Origin of the sequence: Streptomyces flaveolus, assembly GCF_000716535.1 — a bacterium.
Taxonomy (GTDB): Bacteria; Actinomycetota; Actinomycetes; order Streptomycetales; family Streptomycetaceae; genus Streptomyces; species Streptomyces flaveolus_A.
Map to the genome: position 1 here is coordinate 243476 of NZ_JNWV01000003.1, position 22809 is coordinate 266284.

The following is a 22809-nucleotide window of genomic DNA, read 5'->3' on the forward strand; positions in this document are numbered from 1 at the left end:
CCCGGCGGATCACCGTCAGGCCGGGACGGGCACCCCCTGCGCGAACCGGCTGAGGGACGCCGTGAGCGCGGTGACGAAGGCGTCCCTGGCCTCCTCCGGCAGCGCGTCCACGGACAGGTAGGGGTTGACGTCCTCCAGTTCGACCAGCAGCAGGCCTCCGTCGGGGGCACGGCAGGCGTCGACGCGCTGGATGCCGTACCCGAGGTCGTTCCAGTCGATGAACCGGCGGGCGAACTCCAGGTCGGCGGCGGTGGCCGGGTACGGCCGCAGCTCCCAGCGGCGCTCGGGGTCGGGGGCGTACAGGGCGTACTGGAAGTCGTCGTCGACGAAGTAGAAGGACACCTCGTAGGCGAAGTCGACGCACGGCTGGATCAGGACGTCCTGGGCGGCGAGTCCCGCGAGCTCGCCGCCGGGGACGATCCGCAGGCCGAGGGAGTCCGCGCCGTGCTTCGGCTTGACCACGTACCGGTCGGCGGCCGGCAGCCGGTCCAGGTCCTCGGCGCGGTCGACGGTCGGGATCACGGGGAAGCCGGCGGCGGCCAGGTCCAGCAGGTACTGCTTCCCGGCCATGTCGGCCTTCCCGGTGAGCGGGTTGTACACCCGGGTGCCGGCGGCGAGCGCCTGCGCGCGGAAGGCGTCGTACTCCTTCCGGTAGCCGAGGAGGGGCCCGCTGTTGCGGACCACGACGGCGTCGAATCCGTCCATCAGCGCCGCGGCGTCCAGCGGGTGACACAGCGCCAGGTCGAAGTGGGCGCGCAGCCGGGAGGTGAGGTGGATGTCCTCGTCGCAGTAGCGGCGCCCGCGCGCTTGGTACGCCAGATCGGTGACGTAGAGCAGGCGGGGGCGGGCGGCGGGCATGAGGGCTCCTCGGGGCGGCACATGGGGCTGCGGGTGTGGTGCGGGTGCGATGGTGCGGGGGCCGGCGCCGGCGGCGTCTTCGACGGCGGCGGTGGCGGCGGAGAAAGGTTACGCCGCAGGGTGTGGCGCCTTTCGGCCACCCCCCGCTGCCACCCGCCGCCCGTCCCCCTCCGCACAGCCGGTCGGGCGACTCCGGTGGTGACCTCGGAAGCACTCGGTTCCCTCAGGACGGCGCTCCGGTTGCACTGAGTGTCACGAATCCGGTCCGGGTGCTACGTTCCCGTCCATGAGCTCCAGCAGCGCGGCGCCGGCCGCGAAGCCGCCGATGCGGGACGCCCTGGTGGCGGCGGCCTTCCGGCTCTTCCTGGAACGCGGGTACGAGCAGACCACCGTGGACGACATCGTGGCCCTGGCCGGGGTCGGCCGGCGTTCGTTCTTCCGCTACTTCCCCTCCAAGGAGGACGTGGTCTTCCCCGACCACGAGCGCTGCCTGGCCGACATGACCGCCTTCCTCGCGAGCGGCGGCGCGGAGCACGAGCCGGTGCGGCGGGTGTGCGACGCGGCCCGGCTGGTGCTGCGGATGTACGCCGAGAACCCGGCCTTCTCCGTGCAGCGCTACCGCCTCACCCGGAAGGTGCCGGGGCTGCGCGCGTACGAGCTGTCCGTGGTGTGGCGCTACGAGCGAGCGCTCGCCGAGTACCTGCGCGCCCGCTTCGCGGGACGGCCCGACGGGACGCTGCGCGCCGACGTGATCGCGGCCGCGGTCGTCGCCGCGCACAACAACGCCCTGCGCTGCTGGCTGCGGTCGGACGGCGAGGGTGACGCGGAGGCCGCCGTGGACCGCGCGCTGGGGTACGTGCAGAAGACGTTCGGCCGGTCGACGGACGCCCCTCCGGCCCCCGCCCGGGCCGGCGCGGTGACGACCGGGCTGCCGGCGGGGCAGCCCGACGACGTGGTGGTGCTGGTCTCCCGCCGGGACGCCCCGTTGTGGCGGGTGGTGCAGGAACTGGAGACGGCTCTGGGGCGGGGCTGACCCGGAACAGGGGTGATTAGGGGTACGCAGTGCCTTTACGAGTGACACTCAGTGCCATACTCTGTCGGCGTGCGCGGTGGCACGGCAACCGCGCACACGTGTGCCCGGTCCGCCCTGGGCACGTGGGATTCCGGCCGAGCGCAGGGAGTTGACCAGCGTGTACCACCACTCAGCAAGCACCTCGCATCCGGTGGCCGGTTCCGCGGCGGGCGTTCTCGATCCCGCCGCCACGGACTCCAAGGACGCCATCCTCTTCCAGCGCTGCACCTGGTGCGGCACCGCGACGTACCACCGGCTGCTCTGTCCGGTCTGTCAGGGCAGCGAGTTGCGCACGGAGCGCAGCGAGGGCGTCGGCACGGTCCGCCACTCCACGGTGGTGCACCGCAACACACCGGCGGCGCGCAACGTGTCGCTGATAGAGATGGCCGAGGGGTTCGTCGTACGGGGCCGGGTCATGGGTCCGCCGATCGGCATCCACAGCGGCGACCGGGTGCGGCTGTCCACCGCCAAGGACCCGGTGCGCGGGGAGCCGGTCTTCCAACTGGTGGACGAGCCGTACCGGGCCTGGACCTGACCGCCGTACACCACCGCACGCGACCGGGCGGCGTGACGGGCCGTCCAGCCCAGCCGTCCGCGCCCGCCTTTTACGGTCGGCCGGCTGGTGGCGGACGACATCACCACCGGTCACGGGGTCGCCGAACCGTGCGCCCGTTGATGGCTGTTGGACCGGAAGCCGCCGTGAACGGCACGGCCGGATCCCCTCCTCCTCCCATGTGATCCATCACTTGCCCTCCACAGGCAACCCACAGCCTCCGCTCCCCATCCTCCCGGAGCGAGGGGGCGCCCGGGGTTGCCGGGACGCCCGAGGTCGGCGTTCGAGGAGGAACAGTGGTCCGTGCCCGGCGAATATGGGTGACCGCCACCGCGTTGCTCGCGGTGGCGGGGGCATCCCCGGGGGTGGCCGTCGCCCACTCCCAACCAGCCGCAGCACTTGGGGTGTTGGAGCAGAACGGCGGCACGCCACTGCCGCCCGGGTGGCGGCTGGCCGGTGGGGGCCCGGCGCCGCAGCTGGTGTGGCGGTCGGGCCGGGCGGTGCCCATGGGGGACGCGCGGGTCGAGTTCCGGGCCGGAGGACGGCTGTTGGGGGTGCCACGGCCGGGTACGGACGGGCGCATGTTCCGGCTGCCGCTCGACGGACGGCGGGCGACGCGTTTGCACGAGCTCGAAGTCTGGTCCGGCGGGCGGCGGTTGGACGCGCCCGACGCGGCCGGTGCCGCCTCCGCCGCGCGGTTGCCGGCAGCTCTGCCCGCGAACGGCGTGGACCCCGGCAAACCCGGCTCGTACCGCACCAGAACGGGCGAGTACAGCCTGAAGTCGGTGCGGCTGCCAGGGTTCTCCGCACCCGTGGAGATGCGTGCCGTGGTCGTCGCGCCGGTCGGCGCGTCCGGCAAGCGCCCCCTCGCACTGTTCCTGCACGGCCGTCACTACACCTGCTACAAGGGGCAGGACATCACCGGTGACTGGCCCTGCAAGGCCGGAACCAAGCCGGTGCCCAGCCACCGCGGTTACCTGCGGGACCAAAGGCTCCTCGCCTCCCAGGGCTACATGACCGTGTCGATCTCCGCCAACGGCGTCAACGGGCAGGACTTCGCGGCGGAGGACGGCGGCGCGCAGGCACGGTCGTCGCTGGTGCGGCTGCACCTGGCCCGCTGGGCCGACTGGGCCGAGCACCCGCGGTCCGCGCCGAAGGTGGTCCGCGAGGCGCCCCGCGCCGATCTGTCGCGGGTGCTGCTCGTCGGGCACTCGCGGGGCGGCGAGGGCGTCAACCGGGCCGCGCTGGACAGCATCACCCCGCCGCCCGCCGAGCAGGACGGCTATCGCGGACCGGTGCGCTGGCACATCCGGGGCACCGTCCTCATCGGCCCGACCGTCTTCGGGCAGAACCCGGTGCCGGACGTGCCGTCGATGACGATCCTGCCGGGCTGTGACGGTGACGTCTCCGACCTGCAGGGCGAGGTGTACGTCGACGGCACGCGCGTGGTCGGCAACGGCACCGCGCTGCACAGCGCCGTGTACGTGATCGGCGCCAACCACAACTTCTTCAACTCGGAGTGGACGCCGGGCCGGGCCGCGGCGCCCGCCGACGACGACTTCTTCGACGATCCGCAGCACCACGACCCGGTGTGCGGCAAGCGGGCCGCGACCCGGCTGACCGCCGACCAGCAGCACCGGGCCGGTTCGACGTACATCGCCGCCGCCGCGCGGCTGTTCCTCGCCGGTGACGACCGGGTACGGCCGCTGCTCGACGGCTCCGGGAAGCGTGCGCCGTCGGCGGACCCGGCACGGGTCCTCAGCCACGCGGTGGGCGCCCGCCGGGGCAGCGGGTTCCTGCCGGACGCCGGGGTGTCGGTGACCGGCGGCAAGCTGTGCGCCGCGGTGGACCCGAGCCCGGCCAAGGCCTGCCTGGGCACGGGCGCCAAGGGGGCCTCCCCGCACTTCGCGCAGTGGGAGACGGACCGGGAGACCGGCCGGAGCGCGATCGCGGTGCGCTGGAAGCGGGCCGGCGCCCCGGCCCGGGTGACCCCGGCGAAGCCGGTGTCGCTGTCCGGTGCGAAGGCGCTGGCGCTGCGGCTGTTCGTGCCGCCCAACTCCCGGGCGGCAGAGCTGGACGTGTCGCTGACCGACGCTTCCGGCAAGAAGGCGAAGCTCGGCCGGATCAAGCCCGCCGGGCTGCCCGGCAGTGAGCGGACCGCCTCCTACTGGGCGCAGGAGATCCGCGTGCCGCTGACCGCGACCGGCCGGGCCGGGCTCGACCTGCGAGCGGTCAAGTCTCTTGAACTGACACCGCGTTCGGCCTCCGGGCGGGCCTGGCTCATGGACGCGTGGGGCTGGCGGCCGGGGACGCCCGCGGTGCGCACGGACGCGCTGCCGCGCGTGGATATCGGCCGGACGACCGTGGACGAGGGCGACTCGGGCGTGCGCACCTACCGGGTCCCGGTCCAGGTGACGGGCCGCAGCGGCAGCGGGCAGGTCCGCGTGTACGTGATCGACCCGGCCACCGGCAAGGCCAGGGACCGGCTGGTGACGGTGCGTCCGGGCGGCCAGGACATCGACGTACCGGTCGAGGTGAAGGGCAACACCCGCTACGGCACCGATGTGTCGTACGACGTGCTGGTCAAGGCGGTCCGGGGTGCGGTCGTCGGCTCCTACCGGGGCGGCATCACCGTCCACGACGACGATCCGGCGCCCACGATGACCGTCACGCCCGTCGCCGGTGAGGTGACCGAGGGACGGACGCTGAAGTGGCGGGTGTCGCTGTCGGAGGCGGTGGACGTCGACATGGGCGCGCTGTTCCAGGTCGCGCCGGCCACCGCGCCGGAGCTGTCCACCAAGGACGTCCCGGCCGGCTGGCTGCGGGACACCACCGGGGAGAAGCCCGACCCGGAGCGTCCGCTGTCCAAGGTGACCGGGTTCTACCTGTGGGCCGACATCCCCGCGGGCAGGACCAGCGCGGAGATCACCCTGCCCACGGTGAAGGACCGGGTGCGGGAGTCCACGGAGTCGGTGCTGTTCCGGGAGGTCGACCCGCGGACCGGGGAACCGCGGACCGGGGGCCTCGAGCTGTCCGGTTCGGTGCTGAACGCGTCGTAGGACGCCGGTCCCCGGGTGGTCCTCACTCCCCGAGGGCCACCCGGATGCCGACGGTGCCGTCCAGGCCGCGCCTCAGCCGGCTGCCCAGCAGCGTGAGGCGGCCGAGGACGCCGTACTTGCGGGCGATCAGGTTCCGGTAGCGGGCGGTGGTGGCCGGATCGGCGATCTCGGCGGTGGCCGGAAGCTGGTCGCCGGTCGGGTTGCCGCGCACGTCGCACGGGCCCACGAGGACGTCCGGGCGGCGCCGGATCCGCTTGACCTTCCAGCTGTCCGCCGCCGTCCACACCCCGAGGGTGCCGCCGTCCCGGACCACCCACACCGGGGTCGCCACGGGGGTGCCGTTCTTGCGGTAGCTGGTCACCAGCAGGTACTTGCCGGACCCGAGCCGGTCGAGCCGCGTGTCGTCCATGCCCGCAGTCTAGGAGCGCGGCCCGCGCCCGGCGAGGCCCGATGACTCGCCGGGCCGACGGGCGGGCGGTTCCGTGCGGGATGCTGGTCGTGAGGCTCGGTCGGGACGAAGGGCTGTGACGTGGCTGGAGTCGGCGGAACGCGGGAGCGGTGGGGCGCGGCACGGGGCCGCGTCCGCGAGGTGGCCTGCGACGAGTCGGGGTCGGACGGGGAGAACCTGCTCGGCGGCAACACGGACGTGTTCGCGCACGCGAGCGTGGCCCTGCCGGTGGATGTGGCCGCGGAGTGCGTGCGGGAGATCCGGCACCGGATCCGTTCGCCCGCCGAGGAGTACAAGGCGAACCACCTGCTGCGCGAGAAGCACCGGGCGGTGCTGGTGTGGCTGCTGGCCGCCGGCGGGCCGATCCACGGGCGGGCCCATGTGCATCTGACGGAGAAGGCGTTCCTCGTGGTGGACCGGGCCGTCGGCCTGCTGCTCGGGGACCCGGCGGACGCCGTCTCCCTCTACCGGCAGGGACCGGAGGTCTTCGAAGGCCACGCCTGGCGGGAGTTCCTGGTGGCCGCGAACGCCCTGCTGCGGGTCCACCCGGGCGGGCAGCGGGACACGGGTGTCGACGCGGCTCCCGCGGCCGGGGACGCGCCCTGCGCGGCCCGGGAGGGGTCCCCCCTGGCCGGCGAGGCACCCGACGCAACCGGGGAGGCCTCCTCCAGGGCCGGGGAAGCACCCGACGCGCCCGAAGACGCCTTCTTCGCGACCGTCGACGCGCTCGTCCGGGCCGCTCCCGGGTCCGAGGCCGCGGGGATCCTGCGCCGCCTCGCCGCGCACCGGCATCGGGCGGAGGCCTACCGGACCCGGATGCGGGCGGCACCGGCCCTCTTCCCGGTGCTCAATCCGCTGTTCCCCGCGCTGCGGCACACGGCCGCGCACTGGAGCGCCGACGGCCTGCCGGTCGTACTCGTGCACGACCGGCAGAACGCGCTGACGCCCGGCCGGATCGCCCGGATCGTGCAGTCCGCCCGGCGGGACGGGATCGAGCTCCACGGGCTGCGGCTGGTCGACTCCCGGGACGACGCCCGGGTGCAGATCGCCGACTTCCTGGCCGGGATCGGCCGCCGGATCGCCTCCGACGAGCTGGCCGGCACGGGTGACCGGGAGCTGACCGCGTGCCTGCGGCCGTACGTGGCGGCCGGGTCGGTGTGGGGCGACGCGCGCAGCTGGGCCCGGCTCGCTCCGGCCGGAGAAAACCCGGGGCGGGCAGCGGAGATCAACTCGGGCGTCTAGATTGCGTCCTGCACGGTGCAAGTCCCGTCAGGCGTCACCCCGGACACCCCGTCCGGCACCACGCCGGACACCCGTCAGGCATCTCATCAGGCACCCAGGAGCTGACCCACGTGACCGACAACCCGGCAGCCACCAACGACGTGGCCGCGTCGCTGCGCTCCCGCATCAACACCGGCCAGCCGCACACCGCCCGCATCTGGAACTACTGGCTCGGCGGCAAGGACAACTACGAGGTCGACCGCGCGGCCGGCGACCAGATCCGCCAACTGCACCCGGGGATCGGGGAGTACGCCCGCGCCGACCGGCTCTTCCTGGGACGCGCGGTGCGCCATCTGGTCGGTGAGGTGGGCATCCGGCAGTTCCTGGACATCGGCACCGGGCTGCCCACCGCCGACAACACGCACGAGGTGGCCCAGCGGATCGCGCCGGAGTCCCGGATCGTGTACGTCGACAACGACCCGCTCGTCCTCGCGCACGCGCGTGCCCTGCTGACCAGCACGCCCGAAGGCCGTACCGACTACCTGGACGAGGATCTGCGCAACGTCGACGCGATCCTCGAACACGCGTCGAAGACGCTGGACTTCAGTCAGCCGGTGGCGCTGATGCTGCTCGGCGTGGTCATCTTCATCGGCGACGACGAGGACCCGTACGGCCTGGTGCGGCAGTTGACGGACCGGTTGCCGGCGGGCAGCCATCTCGTGCTGTCGCACACCGTCACCAGCCCGTCCATGCCGGACGTGGACGAGGCGGTGAAGTTCTGGAACGAGCACGGCACTCCGAAGCTCACGCAGCGCGCACCCGAGGACGTGGCCCGGTTCTTCGACGGCCTGGAGCTGCTGGAGCCGGGCGTGGTGTCCTGCTCGCGGTGGCGCCCGGAGGACGGCGACGGGGCCGAGCCGGACGAGGTCGCCATGTTCGGCGGGGTGGCCCGGAAGAACTGACCGCGCGCGGGAGTTCACCGGCGCCGGTGAACGCCATGGCCCCGGCCCCCGTATGGAGGAGCGGGCCCTCGACGATCCGGGGGCCTCGCGGTGCCGGTACGGGCAGCGCGCGTTCGGGTTCGGCTTCGGGAGCCATGCATGCGGCACGCACGACGACGGGTCGTCCGGCGAGTGACACGGCTGGCGGCGGTCGGCGGACTCCTCCTGGGGGGCGCGATGGTCACCCAGGCGGCCATGGCGAGCGAGACCCCGCCCGCCTCCGCCAGACCGCTCGCCGCCACCGGCGACACCGGCGCCGCGCTGGTGGCGCGGCTCGGCACCGCCCGTACGGCGGGCAACTGGATCGGCGCCGACGGGCGTACCGTCGTGGCGGTGACCGACGAGACGGCGGCGCGGGAGGTGCGGCGGGCCGGGGCGGAGGCGAAGGTCGTGCCGCACAGCATGAACGAGCTGAAGTCGGCGACGGCGACGCTGCGTTCGGCCCCGCGGGTGCCGGGCACGGCCTGGGCGGTGGACTACCGGACCAACAGGGTCGTGGTGCGGGCGGACCGCACGGTCTCCGCCGGGGACTGGTCCCGGCTGACCCGGGTCGCCACGGGGATCGGCAGTTTCGTGCACATGGAGCGCACGAAGGGCACGTTCACCACACGGCTGAACGGCGCGCAGCCGATCCTGTCGACGGGCGGTCGCTGCTCGGCCGGGTTCAATGTCACCGACGGGCAGTCCGACTTCATCCTCACCGCCGGCCACTGCGGGCCCGCCGGGTCCACCTGGTTCGCAGACAACCAGGGCGACCAGCAGCTCGGCAGGACCGTGAACAGTTCCTTCCCGGGCAGTGACTTCTCGCTCGTGCAGTACGCCGACGGCAAGGCCGGGGCGGGCGCCGACGTCGTCGCGATCGGCGGCGGCAAGGGGGTGCGGATCACGGGGGCCGCCGATCCGGCGGTGGGACAGCGGGTGTTCCGCAGCGGCAGCACCAGCGGTCTGCGGGACGGCCAGGTCACCGCGCTGAACGCGACCGTCAACTACCCGGAGGGCACGGTCACCGGGCTCATCGAGACCACCGTGTGCGCCGAACCGGGCGACAGCGGCGGCCCCTTGTTCTCCGAGGGCGTCGCGCTGGGCGTGACCTCGGGCGGCAACGGCGACTGCACGGCGGGCGGTACGACGTTCTTCCAGCCGGTGACCAAGGCACTGACGGCGCTCGGGGTCAGGCTGATCGTGTCGGCGCAGAACGCGGGCGGCGCCCCGGGCGGCACCTCCTCCCCCGCGCCGGCGGCCTCGGCGGCCCAGGGCGCGATGGCGCCGAACGCGGCCTCGCCCGGCTCCGCGGCGCCGGTCACGGGCGCGTCGGAGGGCAGCACTCTGCTGGCGCGGCTGACCGACACCCGGAACGTCGGGCCGGGGCTGCTGGTCATCGCGGGCAGTCTGATCGCGCTGGTGGCGACCCGGTACATCCGGGCCGAACAGGACCGCAAGGCGTACCAGCGCTACTACTCGGCGACGTGGGGCTGACGGAGGGCACGGAGGAACACCGAAGGGCCCAAGGTACGACCAGAAGGGCACCCGTGCGGTCACGGGTGCCCCGGACGGTTCGGCGCGGGGTGCGCGGGGTCGGTCAGGCCGCCCGGTGAGGCTGCGGGGCCGCGGCGGCCCACTCCATCACGAGGCGCTGGTACTCCGCGCGCTGCTCGGTGGTCAGTGTCCCGCCCGACCGGCGCCACAGGGCCCGGATCTCCTCGTTGACCTCCGCGGCCGATCGCTCGGAAACGGCTTCAACAGTGGTGGACATGCTGTGAAGCATATGCCGATCGGGGTGAAGGCGCTGTGGGTAAGTGCCCGCGATACGGACATTTCGGACCGTGTTACTCATCACGTCAATGTGTCAACCGGAAGCAGGAGTTCAGTGCCCCGCTCACCCTCCCGCACGTCCCCCGGTCCCGCCGAGCACCAGCACCTGGATGGCCAGCACGGCCGCGCCGCGCGCCCAGTCGTGGAAGTCGGACACCTTCGTCTCCAGGTCCACCGGGGCGGCCAGCGGGTGCCGGTGGGAGCGGATGGTGTCGCGGACCGTGTGCCCCGCCACATCCATCAGGCCGACCCCCTCTCCGGCGAGCAGGATCTTCTGCGGCATGGCGAAGTTGGCGATCTGCGCGACGAGGGTGCCGAGGGCGCGGGCGGCCTCGTCGACGACCCGGAAGGCCATGGGCTCGCCGGCGGCGGCACCGGCGAGGATCTCCTCGTAGCCGATGTCCCGGCCGGTGGCGGCGCGGACCTGGTAGCGGATGCTGGGGATGGTGAGCAACGACACGGCGCTGCCCCGGGCGCCCTCGGGGGTGAGCGGGCCGTACGGGTCGATGATCCAGTGCCGGCCGAAACCGCGGTCCTCCTCGTCGTACGGCACCCGTGTGCCGCCGAGCACCAGCCCGTAGCCGATGCCCGCGCCGATGGTCAGGACGGCGAAGCGGTCGAGTCCCCGGCCCGCGCCGAACCAGGTCTCGGCCTCCACCAGGGCGGCGACGTCGTTCTCCACGACGACCGGCAGCCCGGTGCGCTCGCGGACGAGCGTGCCGAGCGGCACGTCCCGCCAGCCGAGGAAGGCCGACTCGCCGACCACCGCGCGCTCGCGCACCCGTCCGCCCACGCCGATGCCGATGCCCACCAGGGCGGGATGCCGGGCGGCCAGTTCGGTGGTCATCTCCGCCAGCAGAGCGGCGACGGCGTCCGGGTCGTGCGTGGTCAGCGGGCGGTCCAGCCGGTCGGTGACCTCGCTGCGCAGGGTGGTGACGACGCCGTAGACACTGTCGGCGGTGATCTTGAACCCGAGGAAGGAGCGGGACTCGGCGACGATGTCGAGGGGCTGCGACGGGCGCCCCTGCCGACTCCCGCCCGCCCCGCCCGTCTCGGCGGCCTCCACCAGCAGCCCGGACTCGATGAGCGGTTTGGTCAGCCGGGTGAGGCTGCCCTGGGAGAGGCGCAGCCGCCGGGCCAGCTCGGTGCGGGACAGTGGGCCGTGCACGAGCACCTCGATCGCCACGGAGCGCTCCGCGGGACTCAGCGGCAGCCAGCTCGTCATGGAAGCCAACCTCCCCTTTTTCTTCCGGTACAGAAGTAACGCGGCCAGCATATGACGGCAAGCCCGAGGGAAAACGGTTCTGACGGGACCCTTGACGGCTGAATTGTTCCGTGGCGAAAGTAATGCGCATGACTTTCTCCCTCGGTCTCGTCGGCGCCGGGCAGTTCTCCGGGCAGTTCTCCACCCTCTTCCAGGCCCATCCCGGCGTCCGTGACGTCTATGTCACCGACCTGCTGCCCGAGCGGGCCGAGCGGCTCGCCGCCGCGCAGGGGCTCGCGGGCACGTTCCCGTCGTACGAGGCGATGCTGGAGTCGCCCGCGGTCGACGCGGTGGCGATCTTCACCCAGCGCTGGACCCACGGACCGCTGGTCGTCCAGGGGCTGGCCGCGGGAAAGCACGTCTACTCGGCCGTCCCCATGGCGATCACCGTGGACGAGATGGCCGCGATCATCGACGCCGTCCGGGCCACCGGGCTGACGTACATGATGGGCGAGACCAGCCACTACCACCCGGCGACCGTGCACGCCCGCAACCAGATCGCGGCGGGTGCCTTCGGCCGGCTGTTCTACGCCGAGGGCGACTACGTCCACGACATGGACCTCGGGTTCTACGACGCCTACCGGTACAGCGGCGGCGAGAACTGGAAGGAGACCGCCAGCTATCCCCCGCTGCTGTACCCGACGCACGCGGTGGGCGGGGTGCTCGGGGCCTGGCGGACGCACGCGGTCAGCGTGTCCGCGATCGGTGTGCGCGACGAGCGCGGCGACGGCGTCTTCGACCGTTCGGTCAGCCGGTTCGACAACGACGTGTCCAACGCGACCGCCCTGTTCGAGGTGGCGGGCGGCGGATCGTTCCGTACGAACGAGTTCCGCAGGGTCGGCTACCCCTCGCACATCCGCGAGTCCCGGTTCCGGTTCTTCGGAACGGAGGCCAGCATGGAACAGCTCGCGACGGTGGCGCTGTGGCAGGACAAGAAGGGGGTCGAGGACATCAGCGAGCTGCTGGAGCCGAAGCCGACCCTGGCCCCCGACGACCCGTCGCTGGCGCACATCGCGCCGGAGCTGCGGGCGGCCTTCACCTCCGGCTCGGCGCCGGTGCACGACCGGTCACGGCTGCCACGGGAGTTCGACCACCTGCACAACGGGCACGAGGGCAGCCACCACTTCCTGGTGGACGACTTCGTCACCGCCGTCACCACGCGGACGCTGCCGCCGGTGAACGCGTGGGTGGCCGCCCGCTACACCCTGCCGGGCGTCATCGCACACGAATCGGCACGGCAGGGCGGCGTCCGGCTGGAGATCCCCGACTTCGGGGACGCCCCGGAGCGTGACGGGGCCCGGCGGGCTCAGGTGCCGGGCTTGCGGCCGTAGACGAAGACGTCGTCACCGTTCTTCAGCAGCGACCAGTACTTCTTGGCGGTCGTGGTGGTGATGTTGACGCAGCCGTGCGAACCGGGCGGGTTCCACATGCTCAGGCCGACCGAGTGGAAGGCCTGGCCGCCGTCGAAGAACTGGCTGTAGGGCATCGGCACGTTGTAGATGGTGGAGACGTGGTCGATGTCCCGCCAGTAGATCTTCTTCAGGCCGGTGCGGGTCTCGTAGCCGTCGCGTCCGGTGCGCACCGGCACCGGGCCGTAGACGAGCCGGCTGCCGTCCTGGATCCAGCTGAGCTGGAGCGTGAGGTTCACGCAGGCGATGCGGCCCTTGTTCACCGGGCACTTGCCGTCCTTGTTCGGCTTGTTCCCGACGGCCTTCTGCTTGTTCATCAGGTCCATCACGCCCCAGGTGACGGGACCGGCGTAGCCGATGTTGGGCGTGATGCCGTGCTTGTTCTGGAAGGCCTGGATGGCCTTGCAGTCGGCGGCGGACTGCTTGCCGTCGACCGGCCGGCCCAGGAACTTCTCCACCTGCTTCTGGTACGGCCCCGTGCTCGTGGTGCAGCTCGCGGCCTGGGCCGGCGCCGCGGTGAGGGCGAGCGCCAGCGGCGCCACCAGTCCCGTGACGCCCAGCGCGACCGCACCTCTTCTGCCTATGACCCCCATGGCGGCCTCTCCCCTTCCCCTTGTGCCCGTTCGGTTCGCCCGGGCCTCCCCGGTGCCCTCCAGCGCGATTCCCGCGATGTCGGACTACTAGACCCGGCCGGGCCGGAGATGGTTGTGGTTCCGGCCAGGCTGTGACGAAACGGTGAACTTCCGGCCGTACGGCACCTCGGGCGGTGAGCGGTGACCGTCTACGCTGCGCCGCATGCACCCCGCTCTCGCCGACGACCTCGCCCGGCTCCCCGAACTCCTCCAGGCCGCCCGTGATCTCGCCGTCCGGGAGGTGACGGGGCTCGCCGAGCGGCCGGTCGCCGCGCCCGGACCGGCGCCCGGGCGGGCCCCGCTCCCCGCCTCGGGCGCGGGCGGTGACGGCGCCCTCGCCCGGTTCGCCGAGCGCTGGGCGCCCGGTTTCTCCGGTTCCGCCGGCCCGCGCTACCTGGGCTTCGTCACCGGCGGCGCCACGCCCGCGGCGGTCGCCGGCGACTGGCTGACCTCCGCGTTCGACCAGAACCTGTCCGGGGCGGGCGGTTCCTGGGCGCAGGAGCTGGAGCGGGAGACGGTGTCGTGGCTGCGCGAGCTGTTCGGGCTGAGCGAGGCCCACAGCGGGGCGTTCGTGACGGGCGCGACGATGTCGAACGCGGTCGGGCTCGCGATCGGCCGGGAGTGGGCCGGCGAGCGGCTGGGCGTGGACGTCTCCCGGGCGGGCGCCGCGGCGCTGGGGCCGCTCGACGTGCTCTCCGGCAGCCCGCACTCCAGCATCACGAAGGCGATGTCGGTGCTGGGCCTGGGCCGGGACCGGCTGCGGCCGGTGCCGCTGCTGCCCGGCAACCGGGAGGCCGCCGACGTGACCGCGCTGGAGACGGCGCTGGCCGCGCGGGCGGGCCGGCCGGTGATCGTGGTCGCGAACGCGGGCACCGTGAACACCGTCGACTTCGACGATCTGCGGGCCGTCGCGGCGCTGAAGGAGCGCTACGACTTCTGGCTGCACGTGGACGCGGCGTTCGGCGCCTTCGCCGCGCTCTCCCCGGAACACGCCACGCTGGTCGACGGGCTCGACGCGGCCGACTCGGTCTGCGTGGACCTGCACAAGTGGCTGAACGTCCCCTATGACGCGGCCGTCCAGTTCACCCGGCGGCGCGATCTGCAGGTGGCGGTGTTCCACAACGCCTCGCCGTATCTGGGCCTGCCCGACGGCGATCCCGACTTCCTGCACCTCACCCCGGAGAACTCGCGCCGGCTGCGGGCCCTGCCGGCCTGGTTCTCGCTGGTGGCGTACGGGCGGGACGGGCACCGGGAGGTCGTGGAGCGGAACGTGGCGCTCGCCCGCCGGCTCGGCGCGGGCGTCGACGCGCTGCCGGGCCTCACCCTGCTGGCCCCGGTCCGGCTCAACGTCGTCTGCTTCACCCTCGCCACGGACCCGTCGCCGGAGCGGGTGGCGGCGCTGGCCCAGGCCGTCGCCGCGACCGGGGAGGCGTACGTGCCGCCGACGGTGTACGGCGGGGTGCCCGGGCTGCGCGCCGCGTTCAGCAACTGGCGGACCACGGAGGCCGACACGGACCGGGTGCTCGCCGCGCTGGCGGCGGCCTCGGGCTGAGGGTCAGGAGGTGTGTTGGACGGCCGCGCGGAAGCCGGTGTTGACGGCGGTGAGGCCGCCGTCGACCACGAGCGAGGTCCCGGTGATCCAGGCGGCGTCGCGCGAGGCGAGGAAGGCGACGGCGGCCGCGACGTCCTCCGGCTCGCCGACCCGGCCGAGCGGGTACAGGGGGCGGACGGCGTCGAGTTCGTCGTCCCGCCCTTCCCAGGCGGAGGTGCGGACCGTGCCCGGCACGACGAGGTTGACCCGCACGCCCCGGGGCGCCGCGTGCCCGGCGAGGGTGCGGGTGAGCGAGCCGAGGCCTGCCTTGGCGGCGCTGTAGCCGTGGTTGCCGAAGTCCTGCAGACCGTTGACGGAGCCGATGCCGACGATGGCCCCTCGTCCGGAGGCCGCGAGGTGCGGCAGGGCGGCGCGGCAGCAGCGGTAGGCGCCGGTGAGGGTGATGTCCAGGTCGCGCGCCCATGCCTCGTCGGGGTCGTCCTCGAAGAGCCGGGCGTCCGACGTGCAGTGGGCGGCGCTGTTGACCAGCACGTCGAGCGAGCCGAACGCGGTGACGGCGTGGGCGACGGCCGCCTCGACGGCGGCGCGGTCGGCCACGTCACAGGCGAACGCCTCGGCGGCGAGGCCCTGTCGGCGCAAGGCGGAGGCGGTCCGTTCGGCCTCGGCCAGGTCCCGGTCGGTGACCAGGACCCGGCCGCCCTCCTCGGCGAGCCGCCGGGCGACGGCCGCACCGATGCCGCGGGCGCCGCCCGTGACGAGAACTCCGTGTCCTGCGAAGCGAGTCGGATCAGTCATGGGCCGACGGTACGGCTCCCCGGGCGCCCTTTCACCGGTTCGGCACCCGGTTTCACCGGTATCCGGTGACGTCCGCCGGCTTGCCCGCGTCCTGCACCTCGACCAGGTAGCGCCAGGCGTCCGGCCGGCTGCCGTCGAGGTCGGTGAAGCCGTACACCCGGGCGAGGTGGCCGCTGGAGAGCGACCGGCCGTTGAACCGGGCCACGTCCGGGTCGGCGGCCAGGGCGGCGACGGCCCGGCCGGTGAAGCGGGGGGTCTCGGAGATGGCGAAGTGGGGTTCGCGCGCCAGGGCGTCCCGCCAGTTCTCCTCGCGGACGCCGTACGCGTCGAGCATGAGCTCGGAACGCATCCAGCCCGGGGTGAGGGCGACCGCGGTGGCGCCGCGCGGGCCGAGTTCGTGGCCGAGGGCGAAGGCCATGCGCAGCACGGAGGTCTTGGCGAGGTCGTAGAAGAGGTTCACCCGGTAGGTGTCACGGTTGTAGTCGGCGGTGCCGTCGGTGACCTCGACGACCAGGCCGCCGGGCCGGCGGAGCAGCAACGGCAGGGCGTAGTGGCTGGTGACGGCGTGCGTCTCGACCGCGAGGCGGAGCAGCCGGAGGCCGTTGTCGAGGTCGTGCTCCCACACGGGGGTGTCCCACTCGAAGAGCTTCTCGCCGCCCCAGATGTCGTTGACGAGGACGTCCAGGTGGCCCTGCTCGTCCGCGACGCGGTCCACCAGGTCTCGTACGGCGGACTTGTCGAGGTGGTCGGCGACCACGGCGATGCCCTGCCCGCCGGCCGCCGTGACGAGGTCGGCCGTGTCCTCGATGGTCTCGGGACGGTCGTACTCCGAGCGGTGGGCGCGGGTGCTGCGGCCGGTGACGTAGACGGTGGCCCCGGCCGCGCCGAGTTCCACGGCGATGCCCCGTCCGGCGCCCCGGGTCGCCCCGGCGACCAGCGCCACCTTGCCTTCCAGCGGTCCTGACATGTCCGGCCTCCCGTGCGGTACGACTGCGGTACGACTGCTGTCGTCGTCCACTGTCGCCGGGAAGCCGGACATCTTCTGTCGCCTTTTACGCGGACCCCCGCGGTGCGCCGCCTCCGGACTCAGTGGCCGCGGATCTCGGTGTCCGCGGGACTCAGTGGCCGCGGGCGATCCACTCCTCCAGGTGGGGTGCCTCGTCGCCGATGGTGGTGCCGTCCCCGTGCCCGGTGAGGACCTTGGTCTCCGGCGGGAGGGTGAGGAGGCGGTTGCGGAGGGAGTCGATGATGGTCGGGAAGTGCGAGTAGGAGCGCCCGGTGGCTCCGGGGCCGCCCTTGAAGAGGGTGTCGCCCGTGAACACGGTGCCGAGACCGGGGTCGTACAGGCAGACGGCGCCGGGGGCGTGTCCGGGGGTGTGCAGGACGGTGAGGTCGGCGCCGGCGGCCTCGATGACCTGGCCGTCGAGGAGGTGCCGGTCGGGGTCCCGGTGCGGGTGGGTCTGCTTCCACAGCGCCAGGTCGTCGGGGTGCAGCCAGATGGTGGCGCCGGTGAGGGCGGCGAGTTCCGGTGCCGCGTTGATGTGGTCGTTATGGGCGTGCGTGCACACGATGGCGGTCAGGCGCCGGTCGTCGACGGCGCGGGCGATGGCCTCGGCGTCGTGGGCGGCGTCGATGACGACCACCTCCCGCTCGTCGCCGACGATCCACACGTTGTTCTCCACGTCCCAGGTGCCGCCGTCGAGGGTGAACTGCCCGGACGTGACGAGGCGTTCGATGCGCACGGTCATCAGAGCACCACCACCGAACGCAGCACGTCACCGTGGTGCATCCGCTCGAACGCCTGCTCCACCTGGTCCAGTTGGATGGTCTCGGTGACGAACGCGTCGAGCGGCAGACGGCCTTGGAGGTGGAGGTCGATCAGCATGGGGAAGTCCCGGCTGGGCAGGCAGTCGCCGTACCAGGAGGACTTCAGGGCACCACCGCGGCCGAAGACGTCCAGCAGGGGCAGTTCGAGCTTCATCTCGGGCGTGGGGACGCCGACGAGGACGACGGTGCCGGCCAGGTCGCGGGCGTAGAAGGCCTGCTGGTAGGTCTCCGGGCGGCCGACGGCCTCGATCACGACGTCGGCGCCGAAGCCGCCGGTCAGCTCGCGGATCGCCTCGACCGGGTCGGTCTCCTTGGAGTTGACGGTGTGGGTGGCGCCCAGCGTGCGGGCCTTCTCCAGCTTGCGGTCGTCGATGTCCACCGCGATGATCTTCGCCGCGCCGGCCAGGTTGGACCCGGCAATGGCCGCGTCGCCGACACCGCCGCAGCCGATGACGGCGACCGAGTCGCCCCGGCCGACGTTCCCGGTGTTGATCGCCGCGCCGATACCGGCCATCACCCCGCAGCCGAGGAGGCCCGCCACCGCCGGGGAGACGGCCGGGTCGACCTTGGTGCACTGGCCGGCCGCGACGAGCGTCTTCTCGGCGAAGGCGCCGATTCCCAGCGCGGGGGACAGCTCCTGGCCGGTGGCGGCCAGGGTCATCTTCTGTCGCGCGTTGTGCGTGTTGAAGCAGTACCAGGGCCGGCCGCGCAGACAGGCCCGGCACTGCCCGCACACCGCGCGCCAGTTGAGGATGACGAAGTCGCCGGGGGCGACGTCGGTGACGCCCTCGCCGACCGACTCCACGACGCCTGCGGCCTCGTGACCGAGCAGGAAGGGGAAGTCGTCCGAGATGCCGCCCTGCTTGTAGTGCAGATCGGTATGGCAGACCCCGCAGGCCTGGACGCGTACGACGGCCTCGCCGGGCCCCGGGTCCGGCACCACGATCGTCTCGACCCGTACGGGCTCGTCCTTGCCCGGTGCGATCACGCCGCGGACTTCCTGCGCCATGGTCTGGTCCCTTCCTTCGTTTCGCCTTCACCACCGACACTACGCGCGACCGATCGGTAGCGGGGCGGACCACGAGGAGGTTCGTGGATCTTTCCCGGGCGCGGGGGCATCGCCCGGCGGGTCCGGGCAGCGGTGAGGGCCGCCCCGGCGGGACGGCCCTCGTCGCTGCGGGCGGGATCAGTGGATGGCGCCGACCAGACCGAGCACCGGCGCGGCGGGCGCGAGGACCTGCTCCACCTGGTTGAGCTGGTTCAGCTCCTTGAGGTGCTTCAGCTCCTGCAACTGCTCTGTGGGCCGCGGCACCCGGCCCCGCTGCTCCGCCGGGAGGTCACTGATGGCGAGCGAGTCCAGCGTGCTCAGCGCGCCGAGCTTCCCGACGAGCGGTGCGCCGGTGCCGGCCGCGTTCGCCTGGGGTACGGCGAGGCCGGCGATCCCGGCGGCCAGACCGACGGCGGCGGCGATACGTCGTGTTGAGATCATGCCTTCAGCAACGGTGACGGGCCCCCGGCGGACACGGGCGGCGGGCCGCGCTCACCCGGGAGGTGGAGCGTGGCGGCCGGGCTTGCCGGGGCCGCCGGGGCGGAGGAGTCTCGGAGATGGGCCCGTGCGGCCCGCTCCTGGCCGGACCGCACGGGCACCTGGACCAGACGGGCACCTGAAGGAGGTCACCATGGGTACCGCGGCGGGGTCCGCTTTCGACACCGAGACACTGCGCCGGGCCATCGAGGGCACCACCGGCAACAACCTTCTGTCGCTCTACGCGGACGACGCGGAGATCCGCATCGTCGACCGCAACAACCAGCCCAGTCATCCCACGGTCCTGCACGGCCGGAGCCAGATCGCCGAGCTGCTGGACGACGTCTACAACCGCGACATGACGCACAGGCTGGACCAGTGCGTCGTCCAGGGCGACCACGCCGCCTACAGCGAGTCCTGCCAGTACGGGGACGGCACCCGGGTCCTCGCCGAGTCGATGGTCACCCTGCGGGACGGCAAGATCACGAATCAGCTGATCATCCAGGCCTGGGACGAGTAGGCCCGGCCGGGTACGACGGGAGCGGAAGGAGGCCGTGCGGTCCGGAGGGTCGTCGGCACTCTCGGTTACGCTGTACGCGGGCCGTGACTGGCGCTGAGGTGGAGCACCACCGGGGAGCGGTCCGTGGAGGTTGCCGCGCGCCTGGGCGAGGAGAGTCGATCCAGCTCAGGAGTGTGCAGCATGAACCAGGCCCGTCTGATGGACGGCACCGCGCTCGCCCGCCGCATCGTCGAGGACACCGCGAAGAAGGCCGCCGAGCTCACCGAGCGCACCGGTACCGCGCCGTGCCTGGCGACCGTGCTGGTCGGCGAGGACCCGGCGTCCGTGACGTACGTCCGGATGAAGCAGAACCGCAGCCGGAAGGCCGGCATCGAATCCCGGCACGTGGCCCTGCCCGCGAGCACCACGACCGACGAACTCGTCACTACCCTGCGGGAGTTGTCGGCCGACCCGGGGGTGCACGGCATCCTGCTCCAGCACCCGGTGGGCGACCACATCGACGAGCGGGCCGCGTTCGAGGCGATCGCGCCGGAGAAGGACGTCGACGGTGTCACCTTCGCGTCGTTCGCCACGATGAGCTTCGGGCTGCCGGGCTTCGTCTCCTGCACGCCGGGCGGCATCCTGCGGCTGCTCGACGAGTACGGCGTCGACCCGGCCGGGAAGCGGGCCGTGGTGGTCGGCCGCAGCGCGATCCTCGGCAAGCCGGTGGGCATGCTGCTGCTCGCGCGGGACGCGACCGTGACGTACTGCCACTCGCGCACCCGTGATCTCTCGGCCGTGGTCCGCGAGGCCGACATCGTCGTGGCCGCGGTCGGCCGGCCGCGGCTCATCCGCGGACAGGACATCAAGCCGGGCGCGGTGGTCATCGACGCGGGCTACAACCCGGGGAACGTCGGCGACGTCGACTTCGACTCGGCCGTGGAGCGGGCCTCACTGATCACCCCGGTGCCGGGCGGCGTCGGCCCGATGACGATCGCCACGCTCCTGGAACAGACGGCGACGGCCGCCGCCCGGCAGCTCGGGGTGTAGGGGGCGACGCCGGTTCAGCGGTGGGCGGGGGCCGGGCCGGGCGGCGCGGGCCGGCACTCAGCGGCAAGGTGGCGCGGGTCGCCGGCAGGCGTCGCCGGTCAGCACCGCGCCTCGCCGGTCAGCGCATCCAGGCGCTGTAGTCCATGACGTCCCCGGCCTTGACCCCGTATTCGGGGGCGTCCCGGGTGAACGTGGTCTCCAGGCCGAGGACGGTGCCGGTGCGCGGGTCGAGGATCAGCATCCGCCGGCCGCCCTCGCCCTCGTACACGTACGCCTGCCCGGGGCGGCCGAGGCGGTCGGTCACCTGTCCCACGGGCCGCAGCCCCTTGGCGTCCGCGAGGAGCCTGACCAGTGCCGCGGACTCGCGGGCGCCCAGCGTCCAGTGGTCCAGCAGTTCCTCGACGGCGTCGAGGAGCTGGGGGGTGCTCGGGGAGTCGGTACGGACGGTCTCGGCGAGGTAGGCGCGCAGGGCGGCCGGGGTGTGCGGCGGCCGTGCCTCGGGCGGGGCGTCGCTCCAGCTCGGCGGGTAGGTGGCCCGGCTGAGGACGTGGCCGTCGGCCACCACGCGCGGGTCTCCGCCCTCGTCGGTGAGGACGGGGCGGCCCGGACGGCGCGGGTCGGTCGCCACGACCAGCTCGGTGTGGCTGTAGTCCGCACGCCAGCGCACGACCCGCTCCTCGGGCAGAGTGACGGGCGGTTTCCCCTCGGTCATGCTCAGGCTCCACGACTGCACGTGCGTGCCCTTGCGCAGGCGCGGCGAGTCGGCGGCGGCGGCGGTCGCGGCCAGTTCGGCGAGCTGCGTCAGCGGGACGGGCGTGGAGTCGGCGCGGACGGTCAGCGGCCGGGGCGCGGCGAGGGCGGACTGCGTGTTCGGCCCGCCGACCAGCGCGACGAGCGCGGTCGCCAGTACGACGACCGTGGCGGCGAGGCCCCACAGCAGCCGGGCGCGGGGGACGCGGCGGGGCGGGCGGGGCTGGTGCGACAGCCGCTCCAGCCGCCACTCGGCACGCTGGTCCAGGGGTCCGTCACCGAAGTACGGCCCGTCGTCCGGTACGGGGTTGGCGCGCCGGAGGAGTTCGAGTTCGTCAGGCATGTCGCGGGTCCTTGCACAGGCATGCGTCGGTGGTGGGCGCGGGGTGGGAGGTTCGCCGGCCGGGGCGGGCGTCGCCGTCGGGCGTCCGGTCCCGGGCACGGGCGGGCTCCGCCGACCGCAGCCCCGGACCGTCGATCACCGGTCCTCCAGCGCACGGCTCGGACGACGCTTCGGCCAACGCCCCCCGAAGGCCCGGCTCGGACGACGCTTCGGCCAACGCCCCCCGAAGGCCCGGCTCGGACGACGCTTCGGCCAGCGCCCCCCGAAGGCCCGGCTCGGACGACGCTTCGGCCAACGCCCCCCGAAGGCCCGGCTCGGGCGACGCTTCGGCCAGCGCTCCCCGAGGGTTCGGCTCGGGCGCCCTGTCCGTCGGCGCTGCCACAGCGCTCAGGCGGTCGATCTCCGCGCGCAGGCGGCGGCGGGCGCGGTGCAGGCGCATGGCTGCCGCGCGGCGGCCGCAGCCGAGGGCGACCGCGATCTCCTCGGCGCCGAGTTCCTCCCAGGCGGCGAGGCGCAGTATCTCCTGGTCGGCCGGGGACAGCCGGTCCAGGGCCTCGTGCACCCAGGCGCCCGGCGCCTCCGCGTCGGGGCCCGCCGCGACGTGCCGGCCGTGCGCGGCCTCGTCGTTGCCCAGCCGGTCCACCAGTCGGCGCCGGCGCCCGTAGCCGCGTACCGCGTTGGCCAGGCAGTTCCGGGCCACCCCGTACAGCCAGGGCAGCGGCGCGGCCGGCAGGTCGGCCCGGCGCCGCCAGGCGACCGTGAACACCTCCGCCACCACTTCCTCCACCTCGTCGGTCCGCCCCTGAAGTCGCCTGGCGACGTAACGGCTGACCGCCCAGTAGTGCTCGCGATAGGCAGCGGCGAAGATCTCGTCGTTGCTCATGCTCGGTTCGTGTCCGGCACCCCCCGGATCGTCACACCCTTCTTCCGTGATGCTCCTCGCGTCCCCCGAGTGTGACCTGCGGGCCGGGCGCGGACACAGGCGGGGCGTGAAGAGGATCCGAGACACCAGAGCCGTGCAGTGGCTCACCAGCACCGACCACAAGACGATCGGCACGCTGTATCTGGCGACGTCGTTCGCGTTCTTCCTGATCGGTGGCGTGATGGCGCTCATCATGCGCGCCGAGCTGGCCCGGCCG

Annotated in this window: 21 protein-coding genes, 2 pseudogenes and 1 riboswitch; of the genes and pseudogenes, 11 read left to right on the forward strand and 12 right to left on the reverse strand. The window is 73.3% G+C overall.

The features are described 5' to 3' along the window. Positions 1-15: 15 nt before the first annotated feature. Entirely contained in the window at positions 16-858 is an 843-nt protein-coding gene (locus OO52_RS03575) for a hypothetical protein (RefSeq protein WP_030640844.1), read from the reverse strand. Positions 859-1144: 286 nt separating this feature from the next. Between OO52_RS03575 and OO52_RS03580 the strand changes: the two genes are divergently transcribed. The 3 genes from OO52_RS03580 (at position 1145) to OO52_RS03590 (ending at position 5542) form a co-directional block, all read left to right on the forward strand. Further along, on the forward strand, positions 1145-1891 hold the full coding sequence (locus tag OO52_RS03580; protein ID WP_030640845.1) for a TetR family transcriptional regulator: 747 nt from the start codon (positions 1145-1147) through the stop codon (positions 1889-1891). A 157-nt stretch (positions 1892-2048) separates the two neighbouring features. After that, positions 2049-2465, forward strand: a complete 417-nt coding sequence (locus tag OO52_RS03585) for a Zn-ribbon domain-containing OB-fold protein (protein ID WP_030640846.1) — start codon at positions 2049-2051, stop codon at positions 2463-2465. 314 nt (positions 2466-2779) lie between these two features. Then, complete coding sequence (locus OO52_RS03590) at positions 2780-5542, forward strand: alpha/beta hydrolase family protein (protein WP_030640847.1); 2763 nt, start codon at positions 2780-2782, stop codon at positions 5540-5542. Positions 5543-5564: 22 nt separating this feature from the next. On the opposite strand, the gene OO52_RS03595 is transcribed toward OO52_RS03590, so the two are convergent. Next, positions 5565-5951 (reverse strand): PPOX class F420-dependent oxidoreductase, encoded by a 387-nt coding sequence (locus tag OO52_RS03595; RefSeq protein ID WP_030640848.1) that lies wholly within the window; start codon positions 5949-5951, stop codon positions 5565-5567. 120 nt (positions 5952-6071) lie between these two features. Between OO52_RS03595 and OO52_RS03600 the strand changes: the two genes are divergently transcribed. The 3 genes from OO52_RS03600 to OO52_RS03610 all read left to right on the forward strand — a co-directional run bounded on the left by OO52_RS03600 (position 6072) and on the right by OO52_RS03610 (position 9688). Next, complete coding sequence (locus OO52_RS03600; RefSeq protein ID WP_234339347.1) at positions 6072-7232, forward strand: hypothetical protein; 1161 nt, start codon at positions 6072-6074, stop codon at positions 7230-7232. Positions 7233-7342: 110 nt separating this feature from the next. Next, on the forward strand, positions 7343-8173 hold the full coding sequence (locus tag OO52_RS03605; RefSeq protein WP_030640850.1) for an SAM-dependent methyltransferase: 831 nt from the start codon (positions 7343-7345) through the stop codon (positions 8171-8173). A 138-nt stretch (positions 8174-8311) separates the two neighbouring features. Next, entirely contained in the window at positions 8312-9688 is a 1377-nt protein-coding gene (locus OO52_RS03610) for a S1 family peptidase (RefSeq protein WP_030640851.1), read from the forward strand. 103 nt (positions 9689-9791) lie between these two features. Here OO52_RS03610 and OO52_RS03615 read toward each other — a convergent pair whose 3' ends face one another. Together OO52_RS03615 and OO52_RS03620 are read right to left on the reverse strand one after the other, a co-directional pair. Beyond that, complete coding sequence (locus tag OO52_RS03615) at positions 9792-9977, reverse strand: hypothetical protein (RefSeq protein ID WP_030640852.1); 186 nt, start codon at positions 9975-9977, stop codon at positions 9792-9794. Positions 9978-10088: 111 nt separating this feature from the next. Continuing rightward, positions 10089-11249, reverse strand: a complete 1161-nt coding sequence (locus OO52_RS03620; protein ID WP_030640853.1) for an ROK family transcriptional regulator — start codon at positions 11247-11249, stop codon at positions 10089-10091. Positions 11250-11377: 128 nt separating this feature from the next. On the opposite strand from OO52_RS03620, the gene OO52_RS03625 reads away from it, so the two are divergent. Beyond that, positions 11378-12619: a Gfo/Idh/MocA family protein gene (locus OO52_RS03625; RefSeq protein WP_030640854.1), complete on the forward strand. Its 1242-nt coding sequence runs from the start codon at positions 11378-11380 to the stop codon at positions 12617-12619. Here OO52_RS03625 and OO52_RS03630 read toward each other — a convergent pair. Next, positions 12595-13290, reverse strand: coding sequence for a L,D-transpeptidase family protein (locus tag OO52_RS03630; protein ID WP_030640855.1), 696 nt, complete (start codon positions 13288-13290; stop codon positions 12595-12597). The genes OO52_RS03625 and OO52_RS03630 overlap by 25 nt on opposite strands. A 202-nt stretch (positions 13291-13492) precedes the next feature. On the opposite strand from OO52_RS03630, the gene OO52_RS03635 reads away from it, so the two are divergent. Further along, entirely contained in the window at positions 13493-14881 is a 1389-nt protein-coding gene (locus OO52_RS03635) for a pyridoxal phosphate-dependent decarboxylase family protein (RefSeq protein WP_030640856.1), read from the forward strand. Positions 14882-14884: 3 nt separating this feature from the next. On the opposite strand, the gene OO52_RS03640 is transcribed toward OO52_RS03635, so the two are convergent. The 5 genes from OO52_RS03640 to OO52_RS03660 form a co-directional block, all read right to left on the reverse strand. Continuing rightward, positions 14885-15676: an SDR family NAD(P)-dependent oxidoreductase gene (locus tag OO52_RS03640; protein WP_030640858.1), complete on the reverse strand. Its 792-nt coding sequence runs from the start codon at positions 15674-15676 to the stop codon at positions 14885-14887. A 52-nt stretch (positions 15677-15728) separates the two neighbouring features. After that, positions 15729-16643 carry an SDR family oxidoreductase gene (locus tag OO52_RS03645; RefSeq protein WP_030640860.1) on the reverse strand — a complete coding sequence of 305 codons (915 nt, stop codon included), beginning with the start codon at positions 16641-16643 and terminating at the stop codon, positions 15729-15731. A gap of 151 nt (positions 16644-16794) precedes the next feature. Next, positions 16795-17424 (reverse strand): MBL fold metallo-hydrolase, encoded by a 630-nt coding sequence (locus OO52_RS03650; protein WP_030640862.1) that lies wholly within the window; start codon positions 17422-17424, stop codon positions 16795-16797. Beyond that, positions 17424-18512: an S-(hydroxymethyl)mycothiol dehydrogenase gene (locus OO52_RS03655; RefSeq protein ID WP_030640864.1), complete on the reverse strand. Its 1089-nt coding sequence runs from the start codon at positions 18510-18512 to the stop codon at positions 17424-17426. The genes OO52_RS03650 and OO52_RS03655 overlap by 1 nt, the downstream gene beginning before the upstream one ends. Before the next feature lie 177 nt (positions 18513-18689). Then, positions 18690-18992: a hypothetical protein gene (locus OO52_RS03660; protein WP_030640866.1), complete on the reverse strand. Its 303-nt coding sequence runs from the start codon at positions 18990-18992 to the stop codon at positions 18690-18692. Between the two features lie 190 nt (positions 18993-19182). Here OO52_RS03660 and OO52_RS03665 point away from each other — a divergent pair, with 190 nt between their 5' ends. Together OO52_RS03665 and OO52_RS03670 are read left to right on the forward strand one after the other, a co-directional pair. Next, on the forward strand, positions 19183-19548 hold the full coding sequence (locus tag OO52_RS03665) for a nuclear transport factor 2 family protein (protein ID WP_030640868.1): 366 nt from the start codon (positions 19183-19185) through the stop codon (positions 19546-19548). A gap of 73 nt (positions 19549-19621) precedes the next feature. Beyond that, a riboswitch (ZMP/ZTP riboswitch) is annotated at positions 19622-19702 on the forward strand. A gap of 26 nt (positions 19703-19728) precedes the next feature. After that, positions 19729-20577 (forward strand): bifunctional 5,10-methylenetetrahydrofolate dehydrogenase/5,10-methenyltetrahydrofolate cyclohydrolase, encoded by an 849-nt coding sequence (locus OO52_RS03670; protein WP_030640870.1) that lies wholly within the window; start codon positions 19729-19731, stop codon positions 20575-20577. A gap of 118 nt (positions 20578-20695) precedes the next feature. On the opposite strand, the gene OO52_RS03675 is transcribed toward OO52_RS03670, so the two are convergent. Together OO52_RS03675 and OO52_RS46500 are read right to left on the reverse strand one after the other, a co-directional pair. Beyond that, the gene (locus tag OO52_RS03675; protein WP_030640872.1) at positions 20696-21670 is read right to left on the reverse strand and encodes a CU044_5270 family protein; all 975 of its coding nucleotides are present in this window, start codon (positions 21668-21670) and stop codon (positions 20696-20698) included. Between the two features lie 379 nt (positions 21671-22049). Continuing rightward, positions 22050-22553 (reverse strand): annotated as a pseudogene (locus OO52_RS46500) (RNA polymerase sigma factor); the annotation flags it as partial. Between the two features lie 49 nt (positions 22554-22602). Here OO52_RS46500 and OO52_RS54505 point away from each other — a divergent pair. Continuing rightward, positions 22603-22809: pseudogene (locus OO52_RS54505) on the forward strand (cytochrome ubiquinol oxidase subunit I); the annotation flags it as partial.

What these genes read in the sequence shown, in the direction of transcription:
- OO52_RS03575 (WP_030640844.1), bottom strand. Translation starts at nt 858, where the DNA reads ATGCCCGCCGCCCGCCCCCGCCTGCTCTACGTCACCGATCTGGCGTAC.
- OO52_RS03580 (WP_030640845.1), top strand. Translation starts at nt 1,145, where the DNA reads ATGAGCTCCAGCAGCGCGGCGCCGGCCGCGAAGCCGCCGATGCGGGAC.
- OO52_RS03595 (WP_030640848.1), bottom strand. Translation starts at nt 5,951, where the DNA reads ATGGACGACACGCGGCTCGACCGGCTCGGGTCCGGCAAGTACCTGCTG.
- OO52_RS03610 (WP_030640851.1), top strand. Translation starts at nt 8,312, where the DNA reads ATGCGGCACGCACGACGACGGGTCGTCCGGCGAGTGACACGGCTGGCG.
- OO52_RS03615 (WP_030640852.1), bottom strand. Translation starts at nt 9,977, where the DNA reads ATGCTTCACAGCATGTCCACCACTGTTGAAGCCGTTTCCGAGCGATCG.
- OO52_RS03620 (WP_030640853.1), bottom strand. Translation starts at nt 11,249, where the DNA reads ATGACGAGCTGGCTGCCGCTGAGTCCCGCGGAGCGCTCCGTGGCGATC.
- OO52_RS03625 (WP_030640854.1), top strand. Translation starts at nt 11,378, where the DNA reads ATGACTTTCTCCCTCGGTCTCGTCGGCGCCGGGCAGTTCTCCGGGCAG.
- OO52_RS03630 (WP_030640855.1), bottom strand. Translation starts at nt 13,290, where the DNA reads ATGGGGGTCATAGGCAGAAGAGGTGCGGTCGCGCTGGGCGTCACGGGA.
- OO52_RS03635 (WP_030640856.1), top strand. Translation starts at nt 13,493, where the DNA reads ATGCACCCCGCTCTCGCCGACGACCTCGCCCGGCTCCCCGAACTCCTC.
- OO52_RS03640 (WP_030640858.1), bottom strand. Translation starts at nt 15,676, where the DNA reads ATGACTGATCCGACTCGCTTCGCAGGACACGGAGTTCTCGTCACGGGC.
- OO52_RS03645 (WP_030640860.1), bottom strand. Translation starts at nt 16,643, where the DNA reads ATGTCAGGACCGCTGGAAGGCAAGGTGGCGCTGGTCGCCGGGGCGACC.
- OO52_RS03650 (WP_030640862.1), bottom strand. Translation starts at nt 17,424, where the DNA reads ATGACCGTGCGCATCGAACGCCTCGTCACGTCCGGGCAGTTCACCCTC.
- OO52_RS03655 (WP_030640864.1), bottom strand. Translation starts at nt 18,512, where the DNA reads ATGGCGCAGGAAGTCCGCGGCGTGATCGCACCGGGCAAGGACGAGCCC.
- OO52_RS03660 (WP_030640866.1), bottom strand. Translation starts at nt 18,992, where the DNA reads ATGATCTCAACACGACGTATCGCCGCCGCCGTCGGTCTGGCCGCCGGG.
- OO52_RS03665 (WP_030640868.1), top strand. Translation starts at nt 19,183, where the DNA reads ATGGGTACCGCGGCGGGGTCCGCTTTCGACACCGAGACACTGCGCCGG.
- OO52_RS03670 (WP_030640870.1), top strand. Translation starts at nt 19,729, where the DNA reads ATGAACCAGGCCCGTCTGATGGACGGCACCGCGCTCGCCCGCCGCATC.
- OO52_RS03675 (WP_030640872.1), bottom strand. Translation starts at nt 21,670, where the DNA reads ATGCCTGACGAACTCGAACTCCTCCGGCGCGCCAACCCCGTACCGGAC.